An 18,323-nucleotide genomic window follows, 5' to 3' on the forward strand; every position below is an offset into this window, starting at 1 on the left:
CAAGGCACTTCCGTATTTCCATATCCAGATTTAGGCAAGGTTCTTGGGGCAGAAGGAGTAAATTTGAACACTTGGGATGGTGAATTCAAAGAGATTGTCTCGCTGTTCATGCAATTAGTCGAAGGTGATGTCACGAAGAGCGAGCTCGAAAGTGACCTAGCAAGATTAGCTCAGGGAATCGTCAACAAGACGGCGCAGTATGATCCTGCGCGCACGATCCAGAGTATGAGGATACGGTCCTCTGCTGCGCTTATAATTGGCATGACATCGCAAGATGAATATCTCAAAGCAGACTACGGCTACGCTCCTGCATTAATTGAGATGGCTGCGATTTTGATTTATTGCAATAAGCAGCTTTGCGCGCCTGAAACCTACAAAGACCTGATGAGTTCTGAAGGGTGGGGGCTGCTGGAGGAGCTATTTGAATCTCTTCGGCGAATTCGTTCTATCTCGACGTTAATTCGATTACCTTTCGAAGCCAGGCTAGACAAAGTGGGCTGGTTAAATGCGATACATTCGGCAAGTCGTCAGTGGATACGGGAAACTACATACCGTGAGACGCAGTTTGACCTTTACGAAGAATTGTTTGGTGCGCCAATCGTCCAGGAGCTGATAGAAGAAACGCGCGGGTATACGTACCATCAGCTGTATTCCGTGTTGGCCTGGATCTTGGAAGAGCCAGCAAAGCGATCTTTTGACGCGAGAGATGAACTTGGGGCGGTCATTAGTCGGGGATACCAGCCCAGCGTGAGAGATCTGGAGCGTGGTAATCAAGCGTGGACCAAGATGTTTCATCCGACTTTTCTTGATGCGACTTTTTCCGCGGAGGAGATCGCGAATGAAACCAAAGTGCCAGTGCAGCTCGTAGGCAAGGTCCTTGAAGATTTCTCTTTTGACTTTAAGACATGGCCGATGAGTAAAGCGCTCGAGGCTCTAAAAGGTGGCACTAACCCACTTTTTGAGTTTCCTCTGATTCAAGAGCGAGCGGGCCGCTACTTGCTTCCAAACGGGAGCTTAGTAGCACCCTCTGTTAAGAAAAATCTCGAGAGCTTCTTGTTGAGTAACTCGGCATACGGAGCTCACCGGGGGCAGTTAGTTGAAAAGCGCCTCGTGGACGTATTGCGGATCTTTTTGCCAGATGCGCAGATATTTTTCGGCCTCAAGTATTCACATCCGGAAACAGGGAGAGGCGAAGCTGATGCGCTTCTCGTTATCGGTGGAGTGGCAATCATCTTTGAAGTCAAAGCTGCAACGCTTTTCAAAGCTGGAGAACCCACTAACGTCTCCCGGTTTCGTCGCCAGATGTGGAATAACATTCGCAAAGCATCAAACCAAGTAGAAAAGCTTCGAACCCTAATTGCCACTAAAGGATACGTGCCGGTTGAAAGAGGCGATGCTCTTGACCTTTCAAGTGTGGTTGAGGTTCACACGGTAATTGTCACCTTGGATGACTTGCTTGAGCTTGCAACACGTCCTCTTGACTTGATTGATACGAGCATCTTGGACCAAGAAGGTCAGCTGCCCTGGTTGATTTCCATTGGTGACCTTCAGGTGATTCTCGAGCTGATTGACGAACCATCGGAGCTCTTGGTTTATCTTCGGCGTAGGCGCGATCCGAAAATCGCTAAGAAATACCTCACGACTGATGAATTGGATATGTTTCTAACATTTCGTCAGAATGGATTGTGGGCTGAGGATGACGAAGACGCAAACATTCTCGTATCGGTGGCTCCTGCGACGGCCGTAGTCGATGTTTGGAAAAACGGATTGTCGCACCGGAAACCACATATCAAAGAGACTTCGCTTCTCCGTTATGCGCGCGAAGCCCGAAAATTTGACATGCCACACTGGTTTGAGTTTGGTGCGGCCTTGCTTTCATTAAGCGAAGATTCGCAGGATGGTGCTCAGGTCTTGATAGGGAGGCTGTTAGAAAAGACAAAGGATGATCATCTGCCTCATAAAGCCGGTTTCCTAGTGGAGGACGGCGAGCACCCACGATTTGGAAGCTTATTGGTTTTTCAAACTGCGGAAGGTTTTGATCGGCTGAGTGTTAGGAACTCACTACCCGACTATTTACATGCTCAGCGGATAGATATGTGCGTCAGCCGAGCCTTCGGATGTGTCATTGACGGCCAAGGACGAATCTCTGATTTATTCTACGACGCGGGCATATCTTCGCAAGAGTGAGACGAGAGTCGGAGTGGGGAATAGATTGACAGGCGTCGCCTGTGCCATCCATAACGACTGGTTCTCTCATTTACGGTAGGAGAGGTTGCTCACGCGAGTGCGAACTCACAGTAAACGTCCACGCTCGATGGCTATCTCGCCCTGAAGTTGGCCATCCAAATTGCCAGCAGTAAGCCTCCACTTTGCGGACGGCTGAGCGTCCGAACCACTTGACTCTGCGCGTAAGAAAAGTTCGTCAAATTTGAGAATTTTTGACTTGCCAAATCTCAATTCAGGAGCATGGACCACTAGCGAATGATCGTTGATTCGTCGGGCTGATAGGTGCGCTAATCTCAAATTGCGGTCGAGATATTGCGTTGCAAAAGCTGGAGGAAAATGGATACCGTGCTTCATTGGTTCTGTCCAAGGCTGAGGTAAGAGATTATCTAGAGCCGCGTCAACCTGTTCTTGAGTCGGTCGCTCAACCACTTGTACAGATTCAGGCAACTCAATGTGAATCTCTACGTCTCTTGCGTGCTTTTCACTCATCAGCTCAATCTCAAGCATGAGAAGCGGCATTATCGATGCGGATTGCAAGAGAGCGAACTTGCGTAATTGACCTTCCGAGGCTCGCTCCACTGCAGCTAGGGCTGTGGCAAAATCTTCGGGTGTTCGACCGTAGGAGTCCGTGTTAAACACCATTCTTGGGGAGATCGGGAACGAACTATCTGATGCTGGACGCGGCGCTTCTGAGCGAAGAACATCAACACGTCGCCTAATCTGTTGACGTGCCATTTCGTAGTCTGGGTATAGAGGCGCAGCAGCACCAAAGTGCAGCATCCTGATGTCCATTGCCGTTGATGCGTTCACCAGCCCTCGAAGTTTGTTCCTCAAAGCAGCACCAGAAATCTCTGCGGTTTGTCCATTGGTGCGCATGTACACTCGCCCGTCATGCACTTCACCGGAGGAGCCAACCGCAGGAAAAATCTCGCCCGAGGGTGGTGCAACGAAAAAGAGTAGGACCTGTTTGTCTCCGTACTGCTCCCGCTCCCAGAACCATTCGGGCCGATCCCCCTCAGCGCCGATTAGGGTGGAAAGCTTCTTGTCTAAATCAAGAATTTCATCCCCTTTGACCCCAACGACGTCGTTGTCTCCTACCCCAGCGACCAAAACGGCGTATCCGCCAAGATAACGCATTGCGTCGCGTGCATCGCGGTTAGCAGCCCCAAGAATGAACTTAGCGAGCTTCGCTTGGTGCGCTTTGCTGCTCAAATCAAAATCCGACTTCACTTCGAGGTAAAAGGTCTCACGGAGATCTGAATCACCAATCAGTGAATCGATCAACTGTCGGCGCTTAGCCGATCCATGGGGAAACTTAGTGAAGTCATAAGGCATTTTTGACGTCCCTTCCATTATGGAACTTCTAGCACTTGAGCCGCACGCAGGGACCGGGGATTGAACGGGTATCCGCCCTCCCTCAGGTGAGATCGGCCTCTTCATTGTCCGAGTGGGCTAGGGGTGACCCTGCAATTTGAAGTAGAGATTACCTCACAGATCTGCTCACTTGGGCTGTCATCAAGCAATGCTGTGAGCTCGACGGAACTCGACCTCTTGACTGGGGTAATAGACCTTTGCCCGAGTATGTTCTAAACGTCCACCCCAAAAAACAATCGACATAGCAGACGTAGAATGACGTGTCCCTTGGAAATGCCAGGTGGTGCAGGGGATCGTGCGTCGTCATAAGGCACGGGAGAAAGAACTGGAGAGGCGGATGGGTCGCCGCGAAGCAGAAGACTAGGAACGATTGACGGTCCTGAACTTCAGCATCGTGGGCGTCGTGGATTTCGTGCTCACGGTACTGGGATCGATCTATAGCCGTGCGCTGAGAACAGTTGCAGCAAATTCTGGATCCACCTGGTCTCCATGGCGGTGGTCGGCGCGCTTTTCGGGCACTGCTTGCGCTGCTGGAGCGGCTTTGTCCGCAAAGACTAGGGACAACCAGCCCAAAACACTACGATCGCCAACCCTGATGCCAACGCTCGACCAATCGCAGGCGACCCGATTCCCCCCAAACCGTCAACCCATGTTCTGAACGTTGGAGACGTTCGTATCTTGCAACATTGGAGCTGAAATGCTGATTGAAGGCAGGCCTGACAAAGGATGAACCTGGACAACGGGCTCAGCACTCACCCATGCAGCCACACCGCTATCTGCGAACGGTTGTTGATCTGCAGCTTAGAGAAGATGTTTTCTACGTGGCCTTCGACGGTTCGGGTCGAAATGACCAACTTGTCCGCTACCTGGCGGTTGGTCATGCCAGAGCCGACGAGTTCCGCGACCTCGCGCTCTCGGCGGGTAAGCGTCGAGTCCTTGTCCTTCCCTGGCTCGGGCTGGGGCTTTGGTGTTGGGTCAGCCTCGGGAAGGGTGTCGTACGTGCTCAAGGCAAAAGCAATCGCGTCCTTTTTGGATCTCGGCACTCGCTGCTCCTCGAGCACCAAAGGCTCACGTGCCTTCACCGAGCGCGCTTTCATTGCCGGCCCAAATGCCTGGACTGAAGTACCCTGGGCGCACCAGATGTCATCGGCTGCCGTAGCGAGCGAGCTCGCGAGCTCGTGGTTCCCTACTGCTGACTCAATCCAACTCTGCAGTTCAACGATGAGCGAGGCAATGATCTCGTCTTGAAGGTCTGCGGCAAATTCAAGACCTTGGCGGGCGTGTTCACGGCCGCTCTCACATTGGCCGAGCGAGAAGTGCGCCATCCCGGCTACCCAGTGGAAGTGCGCGCGGTTCCATCGCTCCCCGGACTCATCGGCACATGTGAATGCTTGCGCGCATACTTCCAGTGCTTCGTTGTGGGCGCCGCTGAGCTCCAGCGCCATGGCGTATTGGAATCCTGCGATGAGTTTGGCGGCGGTCTCGTCCAAGTCGTCGAAAAGCGACAGCGTCTCGCCGAAGAGTGGGATTGCTTGCTCCAGAGACCCCGTGAATAAATGGTAGAGCGCCATCCAGCAGCGGGCATGTGCCTTCAGGTGGACATTGTTTAGCTCTTCGGCGAGATCCTAGCACTCCTGCACGAGCTCGCCGCCGCGGTCGTGGTCGCCTTGAATCAAACTCACCCAGGCACCGACCCAGAGCAGTTCACCTCGGGATGCGCCGGTTACCCCAGGCAGTGCCCTGAAGCCACGCGGTCACCAAAGAGTTTCCCCCGAAAACTATAAGTGTTACTCGATACTCACCATCGCGTTACCCGATACTCACCACGGTGTTACTAAATGCACGCGCGCAACATTTGTCGACTGGGTGGAAGAGCCAATTCCAAGAACGAGTGACATGAGTACTCCTAGCTGCTTGCGGTGGGCAGTTCTGGTTGCTGTGTCTCAACGACATGGATCCGCGCCCCTGATTGCTCGAGGACCCGGTTTTGCTCCGGGGTCGTGTGCTGGTCGATCACGATGTCATCAAACGTAGAGAGCCGGGTGACAAAGTGCATGCCTTCCACCGCGAACTTCGAAGAATCCACCACCAGCACCTTGCGCTGGCTGAGCCGGATCAGGTCATCGACCGCCTCGGCAATGCTGCGGTGAAGGACACCGTCGCTCGCATTTGCGCGGAATCCTCGGACCGCATCCCGAAGCGGCTGCTGCCGGTCGTGCGCGAGAACCTGGAATCCGGTGCTGCACCCGTGACGCTTTCGGCCGCGATCGTCGCCTCCTGGGCCCGCTACGCGGAAGGCCTGGACGAGCAGGGCAACCCGATTAAGGTGGTCGACCGCATGGCGGATCGCCTGCAGGAAACCGCACAGGGCAACCGTGAGGACATCCTCGCCTTCCTACGCGACCGGGAAGTGTTCGGAGACCTTGTTGACGACGAGCGCTTCACCGAGCCCTACGCACGTGTGTTGAAGTCGCTGTACGAGGTTGGTGCTGAGGCGACGCTGGATGCGTTGTTGGCTGAGTTGGGGTAATCACCTGAGCCGGAACCCCGGGCTACTAACTGTGGTCCCGGGGGCACTGGTCAGCTCCGACCTTCAGTCTCCATCACCGACTCATAATGAGGCTGCAGCCTCTCCTCCGTGAGAGAAGGGAGTCGCTTGAGATCCAGCAATCGAAGAGCTTCGCGCATCACAGCTTCACGGTCGGTAGTCCCTACTCGATAGAAGGCCTTTAGCACGTGCGCACGGAGTTCCATCGGGGGAATGTCATGGATTCTTCGAGGGCCTCGCTCCCGGAGATTCACCATTTCCTGTTGAGGAAGGCGGAACGTCTTCTCCTTGAATCCTCGCGTGTTCAGAGGATCGTCCATCTCCACTTCCCCGCTGTTCCGCAGCATCGAAAGTATCGGGTTGAGTCTGGAAGTGACCTTTTTAGTCACACGCGAATCCCCGCTGGCCTTCACGTAGCGAGAGAACAAATAGCTCGCGAGCATCGGGCCTTCAACCTCGAGGATCTCCAGTAGCCCTCTCTTGAGCTCTTGTGGGGTAGCCGAGTGTACCGGCACGGTTGTGCCGGTAAAGGACTCATATGGCCCCGCGGCCCGCATAGGGGCACTTGCGAGAGTCACCGGAGTGTTGCCGCCAGTTCGGTGCACAATTCCACGGTTAGGAGCTGCGCTGCTGAGCGGCGTATGCGTGTCTCCTGTGGTGCCAGTTTCAGTGGCGTTCGCCTGATCTATGGGGGCAGCGTCCTGCCACCGGTTTGAAGGCTTCCCGGAGGTTGGGCGTTTGTTCAATTCCAAACGAACACGATTTGGCTCGCTGTCTCGAGTTTCAATTTGAGGAGGAACGCCGACTGACGTGCTGGTGGGTGTTTCTCGCTCTGAAGGCGAGGCTACGTCTGCCTCAGGAGTTGAAGACTCTTCTGACTCGATGCGGGCGGGAAGGGATGTTGCAACAGTCGGCTCAGATGATTCTTCCGGTTCAATGGGATCTGGATTTTCTGGCTCCGGTGCCGCTTCGATGTCTGCGATGTCTTCTTCACTGTTGAGCACCTGTGCTGAGGCCGTTTCAAGTTCAATTGGGGCATCATCTGCAAAGACAGCTTCAATGATTTCTACGTTCTTGGAAGGATCGAAACTGATCTCCCGGCTAGCGGGGTAAATGCCCAATTCGTCGAGTGCATCCCAGACTTTCTGCATTTGCGTGTCTGGATCGAGGTAGAAGTCGGACTCAAAAAAGCGCACGAAAGTCCACCCGAGACGTTCGAGCTCACGCTGACGTTGTTGATCAGCAAGTGCTTGTTGGTCACCATGCCAAAAGTCTCCATCGCACTCTACTGCGAGGCGTCCTTCAGCTCCGACTACCACTAGATCAAGCCGGTACCCAAACGCGCGGTACTGAGGAATAACCTGGTAGCCGCGCTCCACAATGCGGTTGTAAACGCGTTGTTCAAAGAGCGAGTCGAATGGTTCCACGCGCTCGTCGTTCGACACGAGTTCGCTAACCTTTGACTCCGGCTGTGCTTGGGCCACCTCATAGGCGTATTGGAGGAGTTTTGCGCGAATGTCCTCTGGATTGAGTTCCTCGAACCCGACCGAATGGAAGAGCCACACCTGGTCTTTCGCACGGCTCACCGCGACGTTGTAGCGCTGAAGGAATGTGCTCGTCGTAAGCACCGAAATTCGAGAATCAGGGGAAGAAGGCTGGACCATGCTGAGGAAAATCACATCGCGCTCAGCACCCTGGAATTCTGCGGGTTTACCGACCTTGAGATCGCGTTCCTCCCAGATTTCTGGTGCGAGCTTTTCAAGCAATCGAGCCTGGATGTATTGTGCCTGCCCTGGTTCGCTGAGAAGAGATATAACGCCAAGCGTTTTTCCTGCATATGCTGGATCTTCGAGGACTTCGAGAACCTTGCTTACGAGAGTGTCCGCTTCTGCGGTATTGACACGCTTGGAACCACTTTCTGTCTCGAACGCATTGGGGGTTCGAGTGATTTTGAAGGGTGCCAGACGTTCAGGCTCGATAGCTCGTACCGGTTTGAGCGAAATGTTTTCAGGTTCGTAGATGTATCGGTTCGAAAACTCGATGATTTCCGGCACGCAGCGTCGATGTTCTTCCAAGGTGATCCGCCCGCCGTAGCGCATATTAGCTTCATCGAAGAGCGAGCGTGCTGGGTCCGTCCAAGTATCAACGCGATCAAAATCGCTCAGGTACTGGCGAGCCAGCTTCCGGATCTCTTGTTCGTTTGCAAAACTGGTCGGCGAAACCTGCTTGTCATCGCCAATCACAACGATTCGGGGCGCAAGGTACTGCAGGAAGAGAGCGTCAACACCTGACTGGGAGGCCTCGTCGACGATGACGACGTCGAATATGTTCTCCTCTAAACCAAACTGTTCGACGACCTTGTAAATAGGCATGATCCAGACAGGGACAGCCGACTGGCAAGCCTCAAGATTCTTACGTACGTCGCGTCGCTTTTGGTCAGCATACTTTCCGGTACCCTTGCCAAGTCGCTTTACCGATTGGCTATAAGCGATCAGTTTGACGCGCATGGATTGATCGATGCGTTCAGGGTTGGCTGCCTTTGCCCATGCTCGTTCGGCTGCCAGCGCGGAAAGCGTTCGGGTTATTTGCGTGTCGACCGCTTCGACCGAATCAGACAACTCGTTCAAATTTGGCGCGTGCCGCTGTGACACGAGCTCACCCATCTGCGCCCAGCACCGCGCGGATTCGGCCATTCGGACACGGTCCCGCCAAAAGTCCTGATCAGCGTGATCGACTACTTTTCCAGCTAGGTTTGAGGACCAGTCCGTAGCGCGTTCTGTAAGGGAATCGCGTCTGCGCAATTTGCTCGACAGCGCCACATTCGCGTGCGCCATCTTGAGCGATTCGGAGAAAGCGTGTGCATCTCGAAGGCCCAGGGCATCTTCCATGGGCCCCATCCAGTGTAATGGGCCAAGCTTGCCTTTTGCCGTGGTCAGCGAGCAGATCGCGGATCTCATGCGCTGTGATTGTTCTTCCGCCAGAGAAATACGCTGAGTATGCGTGTTCAGAAGCTCCAGCCGCGACTTAAGCGAGGGGAGCTCCTCTAGGGCTACCTCAAAACCGTATCTGTTGAGCCATTCAACGCGCGAGACTATTCGCTCCGCCTCTTCGAGGGAGGCACTGTATTCAGCAAGCGTGTTGTCCCAGAACAAGAGAATGTCTCTTGGAGAAGAGTTGCTCGGAGGTGCGGAGTAATGCCATGCGCTGTGCATGGGCTCCAGCGCCCACTGAAACTCTACGTACGTCTGATACAACGTAATGTCGGCTGAAGTCGTGGGAGGGACACCGTTGACAAGGACGTTTTCAAAAAACGGCATCGCTTCTTTAACGATGCTATTGGTGAAGAGGCCGGTTTTTGGCATGCCGTCGGCTTTCACCTTGATCGAACCGCCAGCGTCTAGGAAGCCCTGGAGCGAGCGTGCGGCGGGCATAAACCTGTCAATGGGTCCCTTGCCGCTAATGTGCTTGAGAGCTGAAAGGCGCTCGTCGAAGGCGTGGGCATTTTTTAGATCGTTGCGAAGCTTCTCAAGGAGTTGCCTTTCCTTCGCTAGCGAGCCGGCTCTTACAGCAGCATACAAATCGTCGGCCCAGGGAAATGGGGCCGTTTTGACCTTGCTGACTTGTTCATCGAGTTCCTGGATTTTGCGGAGAACCCCCGATTGGGCCGCGGGTGCGAGGGTATTCCAGGCCGATATTTCACTTTCAGGTACCGCAGCCTCCGCCTCCAGGCGATCCTGCACTATGCCTTCTTCTTCCAGATGGAGTTCTTCAACCTCCTCAACGGTGGGAAGATCGTTGAAGTTAAACGTGTCGCCCAGGGGTGACACTCTATGCGCTGAAAGCTCTTCGGAGTCGAGGAGCGAAAACCACTCCTCAATCTCTTCCGTGCTGAGGGGGAAAGGTTTCGTTAGCGATAACTCGTCAAAGGAGAGTATCCAATCAAACTTTAATTTCTCACTAGACCATTTCGTTATCGCCTTTGATGGCCGAAGTTCATAACCAGGTATGTCCAGCGGAGTATTCTCTGCTTCCATTGCCGCAGACCAGTCTCGTAGCAGCTGTGTGCGTTTCTCTCGAAGCGCGTTGAGCCTCTGCTCGAGTGAAACAATGTCCCGTTGTGACTCGTATTCGTCGAAGTGAGTGGATCTATGGTTAATCGTTTCGACTGCTACCCGGAGATCTGAGAGGTCAGATTGGTTCGAACTGATGACGGAAACGGCAAGTTCTTGGATCTCCGCGGGGAGTTTTCCTCGGAGCTCGTAAAGCGCGCGATCTGCCTGAGCAGTGACAAGTACGCGGAGCCCCTGCGCGAGAAAGTGCGAAAGCATCGCGGCCGCCATATGAGTCTTACCGGTACCGGGAGGTCCTTGCACGATTGTTTGAGCATGTGAATCAACACGCTGAAGCACCTGCTTTTGCTTGTCATTGAGCGGAAGCGGTGTAAAAATCTCGCCGTTGCTCTCAAAAACGGCACCGGGGGTGGGGTCGGTACTTACCTGCGACGGGGCGTATGGATCGACGAGTGGGGCTAAACCAGCTGGTACCTCACCAGATTCCTCGATGCGTTCAGCGATGCGTTTAAACGCTGAAGCAAGGCCAGTTCTCTGGCGCTTCCGCATGATGATGGTGGGTTGCCATGCGATGACTGGCACATCCTTCGGCTGTTGACGGTGCCAAGTGGGGAGATAGGTAGCGTTGGTATCCAGTCCATTGGTGGTGACATGACCAAGCTCCGCAAACGTCTCCTCATCAAGGGGGTCCCCTTCGGTACCTGCGAGCTGCTCCTTAGTATCCGAGAGAAAGGTGCCGTCTTCGAGTTTTTGCGGCGGGACTGCCTCAAACTCCATTCGAAGGTCGTCCTCGGAAAGGGCGAGCCGAATATCGCCACTTTGCTTGTCTAGAGAAATGTCCAAACCAATTGTGAACAGTGGCCTGTCGATGGTGCTCTTTTCTAGCTTCCACGCCAAATTACCTAGGCCGAGGACGAACTCGAACTCATCGGATTGTTGGTTGACGCTGGTTTGGATCTCAAAAACCTGCTGATAGGCCAAACCGTATTTACTCAGCCGAGACCACGTTCTCCATACCTGGATCCAGTCTGCAAAGGCATTCGTCACTTCTATTGAGTGAGGGGCATCGTCTTCTGACTCGAGAAGCTCCGGTTCGGTGTGCGGATCATCGATAGTTTCGGTGATCGCACTTTCCAATATCTCTGGGACTTCAGGCGCGGTCTGAGGAGCTGGCCGCTTGAAGATCGCGAGAACGTTACCCCCGTCGAGTTCCCCAATCGCGTGTGACGGATCCAGCTCCATTGCTTCCTGGAGTTGTTGGCAAAGGAAGACCATCTGCGTTTGCTCAGCAAAAGTCCGCAGCTGTTCAAGACGCAGCACCTTACCGCCATTCTTTTGGTAGCTCGCGGTGGTAAGGACTGGCTTCTCTTTCCGCCGTTCTAATGCGGAAAGGTACAAGAAAAGGCGGGAGGCTTTATCTGCGTTGCTTTGCACTATCGGGTCTCCGTTGTGTTCTTACAACTACGAGATCAAACTCGTCGGGGCACGTCAGCCGAAAAGGTTTCAGCATAGATAATGTACACGTCGCCAAACTGCGTTGAAGCGGAATACCCGGATTAAAAACGTTGAAGAGAGACCACCGCAGACACGGGAAAGACGACGCCAAACTGCGCCCCACCCAATACACTAGCTAGGCGTGTCTACTCTTCTACCCGTCCACGCGTCCGAGCACGTCCTCGAGGGCATCGCAGAGTACCTCACCACGACGTTTTCGCTGGCTAACCCGGATACGGCAAAAGCGCTGAAGTCTTTCCTCAGCGACACCGCCACCGGCATGTTCCGCGGTCCGTACGTACGCACTCGCCTGCCGTACGCGCGCGCCACGGACTGGGAGGGGCTCCTGGAGTGGCTGCCCAAGTGGTTCACGCCGTACCACCACCAGGAGGAAGCCTTCCGCCGTCTGCGCAGCCGGGACGAGGCCGGCGAGCGTCGGCCAGAGCCCACGCTGGTGATTACGGGCACCGGCTCGGGTAAGACGGAGGCCTTCCTCTATCCCGTCCTCGCGCACGCGAAGCGGATGCGGGACCAGGGCCAGCGCGGAGTGAAGGCGCTACTGCTCTACCCTATGAACGCACTCGCCAGCGATCAGGCCAACCGTCTAGCCAAGCTGCTTACCTCCGAGGCCGGCCTTGAGGGTGTGGACGCGGGCATCTACGTCGGTGATCAGAACACGGGCGTGACGAAGGTGACGCCGGATTCGCTCATCACGGACCGGGAGACGTTGCGTCGGAATCCGCCGGACATCCTGTTGACCAACTACAAGATGTTGGACGAGCTGCTGCTGCGCCCCGCCGACCGCGAAATCTGGCGCATCAGTGCCACCTCCCTGCAGTACCTGGTACTCGATGAGTTCCACACCTACGACGGCGCACAAGGCACTGACGTCGCCCTGCTACTGCGCCGCCTGGGGCTGATGCTCAAAGTGAACCAGCCGGAAGGCTTCTTGGGCGAGTACGCGAACAACCCGCTGGGTCGCGTCACCCCGGTGGCCACCTCGGCAACCCTGGGTGGTGAGGGAGATACCGGGCGCGTGCTGGAGTTCGCCGGCACAATTTTCGGCGAAAACTTCGACCCGGAGGCGCTGATCGGCGAGACCGTGCTGAGCTTCGAGCAGTGGCAGGAGGAGATGGCGGGGACGTATGGGGGCGGTAGCGGGGCGTCGAGAAGCGAAATGCCCGGTGTTGAGACCATCCGGGACGTGCTACGCGCGGTGGCGGAGGACGCGACCGGGCGCGAGCACGCCGAGGTCGTGCTGGAGGTCATGCGCACGCACCTGTGGGGCTGCGGGGACACGCTCGAGGAGATGATCGCGGCCTATGCGCAACACCCACTGACTAGGGCGATCATCGAGGCTGCGGGTCAGGCGCGCCCGCTGATCGCGCGCGAGGGCGAGGGCACTGCCCTGCCTGCTGCAGTGCTTGATCCGGTGGTGCTGCGCGCGCTTAAGGGTGAGGAGCCGACCGAGTTTGTCACGCACCTGCTCACCGCGGTGGCGCATCTGCGCGCGCTCGCCGGCGAGATGTACGGCTTTGAGGGCAAGAGGCTGCCGGGTGTGGATACGCACCTGTGGGTCCGCGAGGTCTCGCGAATCGATAGGGCCGTGACCCCTACCGTCGACGGGTCGGAGTTTCGCTGGTACGACGACGGCGTGGTCGGCCAGGGCGCGGACATCACGCTCGATGCAGTACAGGCGGAAGATCAGGTGCCACCGGTGTGGCTGCCCGCCTGCTACTGCCGCGCGTGCGGGCGCGCCGGGTGGGCCACCAGCCTGGAGCCGGGTACCGAGGCGCCGATTCTGGATCCGGCGCAGATCCGCAAGCTTTCCATCGAAGCGCCCGAGCGGCGCCGGCCCCTGATCACCGCGATCAACGAGCTGCGCCAGGCCACCACTGATGGGGTGGAATTCACCGCGCAGCGCGACCCGGAGGGCAAGCGCACGCCCATGTGGCTGCACACTTCCACCCGCGCGCTGTCGACTACCCCGCCCACGGAGGAAGAGCTCGCCAAGGGTACCTCCGTGCCGGTGCTTACCTACTCCGGCCAGGACGCCGCCGAATACGCCAAGGATGAGGTCTGCCCCTCCTGCGGCGAGACGGACACCATCCGCTTCATCGGCTCGCGCGTGGCCACGCTGCTGTCGGTGGGGCTGTCCAACCTCTTCGGCATGGGCGAGCTGGACCAGTCCGAGAAGAAGACGCTCGTCTTCGCCGACTCGGTGCAGGACGCCGCGCACCGCGCCGGTTTTGTCCAGTCGCGTTCCCACGCCTTTGCCCTGCGTACCTTCACTTATGGGGTGGTGGGCTCGGACACGGTGAGCCTGGCGGAGCTGCCGCAGCGCATTATCGACGCCGCCGTGGACCGCGCCCGCGACGTCCCCGGCGCAAAGGCCAAGCAGGCCGAGGCCCGCGCCCGCTACGAGCTGCTGCCGCCGGAACTGGCAGACACGGTGAACTACCGGCCCTTCTGGGATGTCAGCTGCGAGGCCCAGGCCAGGCGCAACGCCACCCGCGAAGCGAAGCAACGCCTCGCCTTCGACACCGCGCTCGAGTTCGGCCAGCGCGCCGACCTGGCCCGCTCACTGACACTTACCGGCGTGCTGAACGTAGCCGTGGACATCCCGGACGCGGTGCTGTCTTCTGCTGCGCGCGAGGCGATCGACCACGCCGCAGTACAGACTGCGCTTGATGGGCTCGAGGGCGGTGTGGCAGACACGGACGCGCAACTGCGCTGGGCGCGCGGCCTGGTCGAGCAAGTCCGCGAGCGTGGTGCCATCAACCACCCGTGGCTGAAGTCCTACCTCCGCGACGACGGCAACAGCTGGCACCTGCACAACCGCCTGGCCAAGTCCAAGGGCGTGCCCTCTTTCTCCCGCGGCGGCGCGCCCGAGTTCCCGCGCGTGGGCACGAGCCTGAACGATAAGGACCGGGGCATCACTCCCCTGTCCAGTCCGCGCGGCCGTTACGCCCGCTGGACCGCCACCATGTTGGGGCTGTCCACCCACGACGCGGCCGCCGTACTGCGCGAGTTCTTCAAGGCGCTGGCCAGCAGGAACGCGGTCACGCCCATCCAGACCACCACGGGCGGGACCATCTACGCGCTCGAGCCCGAGCAAGTCGTGGTTTCCAGTGAGGCCGAGCCGCACGTGTTGCGGTGTGGGACCTGCCACGCGCAGATGGGCGTCGATAAGCATGCGCGAAAACTTATGCATGGGCAGGCGTGCGGCACCCCCGGCTGCTCCGGCACGTACGAGGAAACGCCCATCGAGCCGAACTACTACTGGCGCCTGTACGCCTCCGCGCAGCCGCGCACCGTGGTGGCCAAGGAGCACACGAGCCTGGTGCCGCCCGAAGAAAGGCTCGCGCTCGAGCACGCCTTCCGCGGCGGCGAAACACCAGCTGCCGACGCCCCGAACGTGCTGGTTGCCACCCCAACGCTGGAAATGGGTATCGACATCGGCGATCTGTCCACCGTCATGCTCGCCTCCCTGCCAAACACCGTGGCCAACTACGTGCAGCGCGTCGGGCGCGCCGGGCGTCTGACCGGCAACTCGCTCGTGCTCGCCTTCGTCCAGGGCCGCGGGCCGACCCTGCCCAAGCTCAATGCGCCGCTCGGCGTCATCCAGGGTGCGGTGACCCCGCCCGCCGCTTTCCTCTCAGCGACGGAGATCCTGCACCGCCAGCTCGCCGCCTACCTCATCGACTCCACCGATGTAGAGGCGCTCGGCGTGCACCTGGATAACGCCAAGTCGGTGTTCGGGTACGCAGGTAGACCACTGGTGACCGCGTTGCAGGAGGTCATCGCCGCGGGCGTGGACGAGCAGGTAGACAAGTTCTTGGACTCGCTGTCGAGCGAGGAGCTCGACCCGGAGCTGCTTGCCCGCGTGCGCGATTGGGCCACCGGCCAGGGGCCGGAGACGTTCACCGCGGCGCTTACGGCCGCGCGCGAGCAGTGGAACGCCGAGGTCCAGCTGCTGCGAGATCGCGCGAAGGCACTGAGCGACGTCGAGGTCGAGCTGCAGAAACGCGATGCCAACGCCGTCGCGTCTGTCGACACTGTCAACGCCGCGTTTGTAGACGAGGACCTCGAGCGCGAAAAGCGCAGCGTGAGCGCCGCCCGCAAGCGCACCCAGCGCGACCTGCACAACCTGTTATCCGAAGAACGCTGGGTCGCCGCCCTGGAACGCTACGGGCTGCTGCCCAACTTCACGCTTATCGACGACTCCGTGGAGCTCGCCGTGGCAATCTCCTACCTCAACCCCACCACCATGGAGTTCATGCCCGAAAGCTTCGAGCTCGAGCGCGGCGTGTCTTCCGCGCTGCAGGAGCTCGCGCCGGGCGCGACCTTCTACGCCCGCGGGATCGCTGCCACGATCGACTCGGTGGAGATGGGTTTTGACGGTCAGAACATTGAGCAGTGGCGTCTGTGCCCGGCGTGTTCCTACGGCACGCGCGTGGCGGTCGGCGGCGGGGCTGCCACCGGTGCCGTCGGCGCGTGCCCGCAGTGCGGCTCGGCTGCCTTTGCGGATAAGGGCCAGCTGATGGATGTAATCCAGATGCGCAAGGTCGCCGCCGAGGTGGACCGCAGTAACGCGACTATTGATTCCACCTGGGACGAGCGCCGCACCACCTTCTTCCACACCGCCATGACCTTTGCTGTGCCCGAGCACGCACCCGCCGGCGGGCGCTGGTACTTAAGCGGCGGCTTCGGTGCCGAGTACCTGCCGCAGGTGGAGCTGAGCTGGTTCAACCTGGGCAAAGGCCAGGCGCAGCGCCGCATGCTCGGCGGGCGCGAGGTCGACGCTCCCCTGTTTACGCTGTGCCGCATCTGCGGCCACGTGGATTCCGCGCGCGGCGAGAACAGCAAGTGGGACCACCGCCCCTGGTGCCCGAAGCGCAAGGAGCGCGAGGAGGACACCGTGACGACCGCGCTGGGGCGCACGCTGCGCACCCAGGGCGTGCTGCTTACCATCCCGCGCACGCTCACCGCGGGCGATAGCGCGACGATCCCCAGCCTCACCGCCGCGCTTAGGCTCGGCTTCAAGGAGGTCCTCGGCGGGGACCCGGACCACCTCAAGGTGGTCCAAGTCGCCGTGCCCTCCCCCAGCGGCGACGGGACCATCGAGGCGCTGCTTTTGCACGACAACGTGCCCGGCGGCACGGGCTATCTTTCCCAGTTCGCCTCGTCCGAGCAGGTTCGCGAACTTTTCGTCCAGACGTATAAGCGCGTGGCCGAGTGCGAATGCCGCAACGACGACCGCCTTGCCTGCGCCGACTGCCTGGTCCCCTACACCGACTTCCACGCCCGTGACGTCACCTCCCGCGGCGTTGCCGAGCGCGCCATCCGCGCCATCCTTCGCAACGAGGCTCACCCCGATGCGAGCGCCGACGCCTTCGAGGTCGCGTGGGAGCCGCAGGCCGACGCCCCCGCACCCGACGAAGGCTCGAGCCTGGAGCTGCGTTTCCGCGAACTGCTGCGCGCAGCACTCGAGGCGAGAAACGTCACGGTGACGGATCGACCCAACGCCGGGCGCATGGAGCTGGACATTGTCTTCCCCGGCTCCGACGGTGAGCAATGGGTCATGCAAGAGCAGGTCAACGAGGGCTACACGGTCCCCGACTTTCTGTTTAGGAACCGCCGCCGCTCCGACACCCGCTCGGTGGCAGTGTTTACCGACGGCTATGCCTACCACGCCAGCCAAGCCCACTTCCGCTTCCCGCAGGACATGCAAAAGCGCAGCTCCCTGTACCTGAACAAGGACTACATTCCTTTCAGCACCACGGATGCGGACCTCGACTGGTTCGAGCAGGAAACCGCGATAACCGCGGCGGCACCGGCGTGGGTGACTCCGGAGTTGCGCCGCCAGATCGCAGGCCTGCCTGAGCTGGACCGCGGCGCGGTGGACTTTCTGCTCGCCTCCCCCATGACCCAGCTGCTCGACTACCTCAAGGCTCCACGTACGGCCACCTTCCCGGCGCTCGGCCAGGGGTTGACCAGCCTGACGATGGGCATGCCCGGGATGCAGCTTGATACGGCAGGGGCGCTGCCGCGCATTGCGTTGCCGGGCGGGGTCTGCCTCGACATCGAGGTCAGCGGCGAACCAGCGCGGCTCTTCCTCGACGCCTCCGCGGGTGTGCTCGAGCGCGAGCCCTGGAACCAGTACCTGCGCATGGCCAATGTGCTGTGGCTGACCAGGAGGCCGGTGGAAATGCTGACGGGTGAGGTGGGCGTCGACAAGCGCGAGGCCCTGCCCGAGCCTGCGGAAACGCCGCAGGTCGACGGGGCCTGGGCCGAGGCCATCGAGGAGTTCGAGGACGAGGCGACCGTGGTGGCCGCCATGCGCACGCTGGCCGCGCAGCGCGCGAAGCCGGCGGCCGAGATCGGTGAAGAGCTGGCCAGCCTGCCCACCGCCCTGATCTGGCGCGACGAGAAGGTGGCGCTGATGCTTGAGGACGACCCCACCCACGCCGGCGCCGAGGCAGACCTGGCGCACGGCGGGTGGACCATCCTGCACCCGGAGGGGCTCACGGCTGAGGCGATCCCGCCGACGCTGCTGGATGGCCAGGCCTAGGTAGCATCGGGGAAAGCGACACGAGGATACGGAGGAT

At 58.9% G+C, this 18,323-nt stretch carries 5 protein-coding genes and 1 pseudogene; 3 read left to right on the top strand and 3 right to left on the bottom strand.

Annotated elements, in window-relative coordinates; all coding sequences use genetic code 11:
* The first annotated feature begins 63 nt into the window (after positions 1-63).
* Positions 64-2,187, top strand: coding sequence for a hypothetical protein (locus M3G14_RS02825; protein WP_259924483.1), 2,124 nt, complete (start codon positions 64-66; stop codon positions 2,185-2,187).
* Between the two features lie 105 nt (positions 2,188-2,292).
* Here M3G14_RS02825 and M3G14_RS02830 read toward each other — a convergent pair whose 3' ends face one another.
* Together M3G14_RS02830 and M3G14_RS02835 are read right to left on the bottom strand one after the other, a co-directional pair.
* Complete coding sequence (locus M3G14_RS02830; RefSeq protein ID WP_259924484.1) at positions 2,293-3,561, bottom strand: ATP-binding protein; 1,269 nt, start codon at positions 3,559-3,561, stop codon at positions 2,293-2,295.
* Between the two features lie 791 nt (positions 3,562-4,352).
* Positions 4,353-5,195 (bottom strand): helix-turn-helix transcriptional regulator, encoded by an 843-nt coding sequence (locus M3G14_RS02835; RefSeq protein ID WP_259924679.1) that lies wholly within the window; start codon positions 5,193-5,195, stop codon positions 4,353-4,355.
* A gap of 521 nt (positions 5,196-5,716) precedes the next feature.
* On the opposite strand from M3G14_RS02835, the pseudogene M3G14_RS02840 reads away from it, so the two are divergent.
* Positions 5,717-6,130, top strand: a pseudogene (locus tag M3G14_RS02840) (mannitol dehydrogenase family protein); the annotation flags it as partial.
* 50 nt (positions 6,131-6,180) lie between these two features.
* Here the strand turns inward: M3G14_RS02840 and M3G14_RS02845 are convergent.
* Entirely contained in the window at positions 6,181-11,652 is a 5,472-nt protein-coding gene (locus tag M3G14_RS02845; protein ID WP_259924485.1) for an AAA domain-containing protein, read from the bottom strand.
* Between the two features lie 202 nt (positions 11,653-11,854).
* On the opposite strand from M3G14_RS02845, the gene M3G14_RS02850 reads away from it, so the two are divergent.
* Positions 11,855-18,286 carry a DEAD/DEAH box helicase gene (locus tag M3G14_RS02850; protein ID WP_259924486.1) on the top strand — a complete coding sequence of 2,144 codons (6,432 nt, stop codon included), beginning with the start codon at positions 11,855-11,857 and terminating at the stop codon, positions 18,284-18,286.
* The last annotated feature ends 37 nt before the right edge of the window (positions 18,287-18,323 follow it).

Origin of the sequence: Corynebacterium sp. p3-SID1056 (assembly GCF_025152525.1) — a bacterium.
Taxonomy (GTDB): domain Bacteria; phylum Actinomycetota; class Actinomycetes; order Mycobacteriales; family Mycobacteriaceae; genus Corynebacterium.